Source organism: Mesorhizobium sp. LMG 17147, from assembly GCF_024297145.1.
Classification (GTDB): Bacteria; Pseudomonadota; Alphaproteobacteria; order Rhizobiales; family Rhizobiaceae; genus Mesorhizobium.
In genome coordinates this window covers 64,271-70,270 of sequence record NZ_JANCTC010000023.1, presented here as the reverse complement: position 1 = coordinate 70,270, position 6,000 = coordinate 64,271, and the positions used below count along the sequence as shown (strand labels likewise).

Annotated in this window: 4 protein-coding genes and 1 pseudogene; all 5 read right to left on the bottom strand. The window is 56.0% G+C overall.

Going from position 1 to position 6,000, the window contains the following annotated elements:
• Positions 1-367: pseudogene (locus NMG46_RS26260) on the bottom strand (hypothetical protein); the annotation flags it as partial.
• Positions 368-1,050: 683 nt separating this feature from the next.
• A complete protein-coding gene (locus tag NMG46_RS26255) occupies positions 1,051-1,470 on the bottom strand; it encodes a DUF2267 domain-containing protein (RefSeq protein ID WP_127315232.1) in 420 nt (139 codons plus the stop codon).
• Positions 1,471-1,767: 297 nt separating this feature from the next.
• On the bottom strand, positions 1,768-2,697 hold the full coding sequence (locus NMG46_RS26250; protein ID WP_127315233.1) for an isopenicillin N synthase family oxygenase: 930 nt from the start codon (positions 2,695-2,697) through the stop codon (positions 1,768-1,770).
• Between the two features lie 1,021 nt (positions 2,698-3,718).
• Positions 3,719-4,558 (bottom strand): hypothetical protein, encoded by an 840-nt coding sequence (locus NMG46_RS26245; RefSeq protein WP_127315234.1) that lies wholly within the window; start codon positions 4,556-4,558, stop codon positions 3,719-3,721.
• On the bottom strand, positions 4,551-5,807 hold the full coding sequence (ectB, locus tag NMG46_RS26240) for a diaminobutyrate--2-oxoglutarate transaminase (RefSeq protein WP_127323358.1): 1,257 nt from the start codon (positions 5,805-5,807) through the stop codon (positions 4,551-4,553). The genes NMG46_RS26245 and ectB overlap by 8 nt, the downstream gene beginning before the upstream one ends.
• Positions 5,808-6,000: the final 193 nt, after the last annotated feature.

Below are 6,000 nucleotides of genomic sequence, written 5' to 3'. Positions count from 1 at the left end.
TCAAAACGCGGTCGCGAAAGACACGGTCGGCGGCAGCAACGGCGAGATGCACTTCTTCAGGTCCTGCCTCTGCAATAACCGCTACCGTCTCTCCGTTTGAAGGGTCATCAACCTCGATCCGTTTGCCAGACGAACAATCTCTCCACTCCCCATCGATGAAATTCTTGATCACTTCTGAAGTAGCCATGCTTGTCGATCGCCGCCGGTTCCTGTTAGTACTGAACATCAAACGCTTCGTACGTGTCTTCCTAGGAAAGCCGCCTTTGGGCTTCTGAGCGCAAAAATAGGCTTCGAAGAAGTCGACAGCGGAGGTCGATTCCTGGTTGCCTATGAGGATCGCATTTCTTGATGCGACCTCAATCGCCACCTGCCCCCGCCCCACGCACGACCGATAACGACGCAGCTCCCGCGCTAAGACCGACAAATCGCAAGGATGCGTCTTAAAATTCCTTTTAGCCAATTCCTCTCCCGCGATGATAGCTTGTCTTCTACCTTCGGGGACCTACCAGATACGTGGGCTGCATTTGCTGGAAACGTATTATATAGGCGTAACTTTGTCTTGTTAGCCAGACGAGCATTCTTTGATTACCCAATAGGAGTATTCAGTGTTTCAACTGGAGCGGCAAATTCCGGCATCGTGTCGCCAGCGACATCGGTGATGCCATACTGAAAGAGAGCTGATGTGACGAGTGTCCCCCACGGGGATAGTGTTAGAATTCGGCGAAGAGCGACGCCTTCTGGCGGCTGGGTGTCAGCAGGATGAAGCCGAGGAGGCGCTCACTGGCTCCGCGATGGTCTTTCATCAGCCTTCACTGAGCAGCAGGATCAGCGGTCGAATTATGCAGCTCAGAGTTCCGGTCGCTTTTGTTGGCTCGATGGGTCTGGGATTGGCCAATTTTCAAGTGGGCCTGGGGCCGTGATGCGCTCTCAAAACGGTGGCCTCGAGCCCTTACCGCCAGTTTTGGCGGAAATGGAAACGCCGGCGACTTTCCTGGTCGAAGGCTCCCAAGCCGATGGCTTCATGTTTCTATGCTCATGGGCAGACGTCTCTCAGTCTGGCCAAAGATCATGTAGTGGTTTTGGAGTGGCAGCCCTGGCCTCTTGGATCTCTGCTGCAGACAAACGGCCCGCGAATTGGCTCAGAACCGAGCGGGCAACCTCTTCCGGATCCACTGCCGGGTCGCGGTGGAGGCCCTCGTGGATCCGGTCGAGAAACGAGATCCGTTTTGTGTTTATGGCGCGGCGGCCGGGGTGCCAACCTTCGTAGTAAAAGCCGCGGAGTAAGGCTGGCAGCTGGGCACCGATGTACACCGCCTCGTCGCGACCTAGGCAGTCGCGCAGGGCGTGAAGTGTCGCAATCAGGGCTCGGAAAACCTGCTCGCGGTCATGCCAACGTAGTCTCCACGCCAGATCGCTGACCCAATTCTGGGTTGCTTGCAACGTATAGCTGATATCGCGCCTCAGGTACATCCAATATTCCTGTCCTTTAAGTTTCTCAGGGCAGATTCACGCGCCGTTACTCGAAATGCGTCACGTCGCCTTGCGCCAGCCCCCCCTCTCAGGGGAAGCGCTGCAAGAAAGATGAACGAAAATGATGCCAAGCCCGCGGCAGATGCAGCCTAACGGAACATTGGTGTCGGGGTCGGTCCCAAGCGCATTGCCGCCGCGCTATACGCGCGACGTGGACGGATTGAGTTCCCCCGGCATATTGGCCGAGGTGCCCCGCGTCGTCGCCAGTAATTGCCCACGCCTGGGAAAACCAAACACTCACTGCAACTCTCGGGCGCGCCCGGCGCCATTCCCGGTCTCGACTGACTCGTAATTGCGCAGCATCATTTCCGCGACACTGAAGGTGTGGCGCCCTTCCAGCGAAGTCAGGCGCGCGTCGACGTCGGGATAGATAAAGAAGGGAAGCGAAATTCGGTCGGTCAGACCATTGTGCGCGACCTGATGCGGCGTACTCTTGAAGCGGTCGTCGCTCAAAGCCTGAAGCATATCGCCCAAATTGACTACGAGACTGTCGGGCAGGCTCGGCACCGGCATCCAGCGCCCGCGCAACCACACCTGCAACGACCGGGTGGGGAGTTCCTCCTGCAGCAGCAGCGTGAAAAAGCCACCATCGGTGTGCTTAGCGCACGTGCCGCCGCGAGCTGGATACCGGATTACGCGTTGCTCGAGCGTCGGCGGGCTGAAATACCGTTGGAACCAGCCCTGTTCCAAACCGATCACGTCGGCAAGCGCGGTTCCGAGCTGCGGGACGACCTCGCGGAGCACGGTAGCCTGCAAGGCAAGCAGGCTTCGCGCGAAACCAGGAGCCAAAGCCTCATCCGGAAACAGTGTGCTCCCCGCAAACGGACGCCGATCGCCTTCGTTGTCGATTCCGAGATCGAACACTTCCTTTGGATCGCGGCCGGCCTCAGGATGCAGGATTTCGCCGTACAGCGGACTGTATCCACGTGCGATAGTGGGGCGCACGTTTTGTGCGGCGTGACCGAAGCGTTCCTTTGTAGCCAGTGGCAACGCGAAGAACCGCCGGGACGCGTCGATGGCATCCGCGATCTGTTCCTTCGGGATTCCGTGCTCGATAAGGTAGAAGAACCCGTACACCTCGCATGCATTGCGCAAGCGCTGTTGCTCTTGATGTCGCGTCGCATCGGCAGACAGTTTCGCCAATGAGATTTGCGGTAGCGTGGTCATAGTCATCCTCCGTCTGTATCGGCGCCCCCTGCTGGGCTCCTGGAAAATCTCGCAACTCAGTTTCTGCCTAAGTAAAATAAAAGAATGAGGCCCCTGATCCAGTTAACTCGTGGGATCAATACCACGTTATTGGGGGACCACTCAAGAACTTATACGTTAAAAATATAATACAAATTCGTTCTGATGTTTTAAACAACATCAATATTATAGGTGATTTCGCCTACTTTGACCTCCTGGGTGGCGCTAAGTTCTTTCCTGGTATGCGAAGCTTATTGCCGTCATGGACTTCTGTTTCAAGAGCCAACCGGACAGGAACTGACGTTTGAGTTTTCCCGCCGTAAGACAGACTGGCAATTGCTCGCGAGGTATTCGGCCTCTCCTCTGCGGGGCGACCAGGAATCAGGCCAGCTTTCACTCAATCGGAGCGACCTTTCGAGAAATCTTTCAAAAACTGAGAATCTAAGATTGTTTCATTATTATATTGAGCCGTCTTTAAAGTGTGTCGATGGTGCCTTCCACCCAAGCCGTCAGCCGCGGATAGCGAGGTCAAGTCACGCGGGGAGATCGGTCTTGGCACGGCGAGATCGATAGTGCTTTCGACGGGAGGTGGCGCGCCATGATGCATGAGAATATTCCGGCCCAATCTCTACCGTGCTGACTTACCAGGGCAGACGCTTTACGCACGCGACGGGGCCGGAGGCGAGGGATCCAAGGCGTTCATCTCAGTGGGATGGTCAATGGCTTTTCAACCGGTCAAAGCTATGACGCCGCAGTCGTCGCGCTTCGCAAGAAAGAATTCGTGCGACGATCCCATGTTTCTTTCCCTGCTTCGGAGGCCGGCCCCTTGCAAGCAACGATGTCCTCGTTGGAACTCACGCCACGAGTGATCTTCTTTCTACATCAATTAGGATGGACTCTAATTGCAGATAGAGGAAATAACCCGTGGCAAGTCCCCCGTGACGAAGGATGTTCACGCTTTAACTGCCGGCTAAATCCGGTCGGTCGCTGCGACATTCCTATTTCAGGTCCACCAGAGAACAAGATCAGGCCGGGCAAATCCGAAAAAGCAATTCAGCACCAGGCGACGCTTTCCGTCGCCTGATTGACCGGTAACCCCGTGAACGAAGCCGCCATCGATTAGGGCGATATCCCCGGCCTTGAGCTGGAACTCGCGGCACGGGACGGCCTCAAGATAGGCTGCCGAATAGGGATATCCAGTGGTCTCCACACCCTGCGACTTTCGGTCCGCAACTGTCGGCTTATGGCTCCAGAGCCTCAGATTGCCCCCGTTCTCGGGCATGCTGGGATAGAGGTTGAGCGCTGCGACCGTATTGTGCGCCACCGCAGAAAGCTCGTAATCATCGCCAGCACGTAAGACTTGAGCGACATCGTCGTGGGGATCCAAGGAAAACGTGCCACTGCCTGACCAACTGAGAGCGCGACAAACATTGGCCTGGCCGTGTTCGGAACGGGCCAGCCGCAATTCGATGCCCTGGTTGTGAAGCTCTCGCTTCAACGCCCCGAATACTGCCCGAACCGGGTCAACCAAATTCTTAAAAAGGGCATCGACGTACGGCCGCGCGTTTTCGGCGTCTGCGAAATATGTGGCTGCATCCTTCTTGTAGTGAGATGCGCCGACATATTGTCCGGGCACACCATCTTTACGCTCTCTGAGACCGGAGCTTCCAATAAAGTTCGTAGTGATCTCCTCGGCTACTTCGGTGCTGAAAGCTTGCTTGATGTGCAGAGCGGTGAGCTCACCTTTCAGGACCGAGATGATCTCCGCCGTGTTGATCGACCCGGTCCGTTCTTTGATCGAAACCGGCGAGATGGCTGGCACTTGAGATATCTGACTAGGCATTGTCTTGCTCCTGTAGTGCGTGTTCAAGGATGGTGATGCCACGATCGAGTTCGGCATCGGTGATGGTTATCGGCGGGAGGACTTTGATAACGTCGCGATTTGGCCCCGAGGATTCGATAAGAAGGCCATTTTCGAATGCGACATCGTGCACGCGGCCGACAACTGCCGGTGAACGGCATTTCAGGCCGGCCATCAGACCGCGGCCGCGCTTCTGTTCGATGTACCTTGGAAATTTCGCAACCAGGCGATCGAGGTGCGTTTGCAGCCTGACGGCTGTCCGCTCGACACCTGCAGTAAATTTCCTATCCGACCACATCTTGCACATGGCTCCTGCCGTCACGAAGGCGAAATTGTTTCCTCTGAAGGTCCCGCTATGTTCTCCGGGCTTCCATATGTCCAAGTCGGGTCGAATCAGAACGATGGACAACGGACTACCTGAACCGCTTAGGGACTTAGAAAGACACACAATATCCGGTTCGATTTTTGCAGACTCGAATGAGAAGAAGTCGCCAGTTCGGCCCGCACCCGCCTGAATATCGTCGACGATAAAAACAATGCCGTGAGTACGGCAAATGCGCTGAATTTCCGTGAGCCAAGCCGCGGACGCGGCGTTCATGCCGCCTTCTGCCTGGATGGTCTCCAGTATAATTGCGGCAGGCTTTTCTATGCCGCTCCCCGGGTCGCTCAAAACGTGGTCGATGTAACTGGCGGAATCGAAAGCTTGGCTCGGATAGCCGTCATAGGGAACACGGATCACATCGTGGCGAGCAACGCCGCCCAGTTCCCTGGTTGAGGCCGAGCCCGACACCGCCAGAGAGCCGAGCGACATGCCATGGAACGCATTCGTAAAGGCCATGACGCTCGAGCGGCCGGTGTATTTTCGCGCCAGCGCCAGCGCCGCTTCGTTGGCGTTCGTGCCGGTCGGCCCGGGAAACTGAATCTTGTACGAAAGACCTCTGGGTTTCAGGATCCAATCGACGAACCCTTCAATGAAGTCACGCTTTGCCGCCGTATGCATATCAAGTGACAGAAGAATGTTCTCACCGACGAGATATTCAATCGCCGGCGCCATGATATCCGGATTGTTGTGCCCGTAATTGAGCGCCCCGGACCCAACTAGGAAGTCGATATATGCGTTACCGGACTCGTCCCAGATGGTGGCCCCAAGTGCCCTCGCAAAGACCGCGGGAAACGACCGGCCATAGCGACGAACGTTGGACTCATGGGCCGTGAAAGGGTCGGTGTTCATATTGAGTCCTCTGCACATAGGTCGTTCAAAGAAGAGAGCTGTTTAATGGCTAGTGGTTTGCGGTAGATGTTCGTCATCTAACATTGAGAGCAGAATGCCGGAGGAAGCTTTGGTTGGTCTGGTGATGCCGGGATCCTCATCGAATATTGTTGGGTTGCGTTGCCCTCCATTCGGATGCCTTCGGAGAATGTGC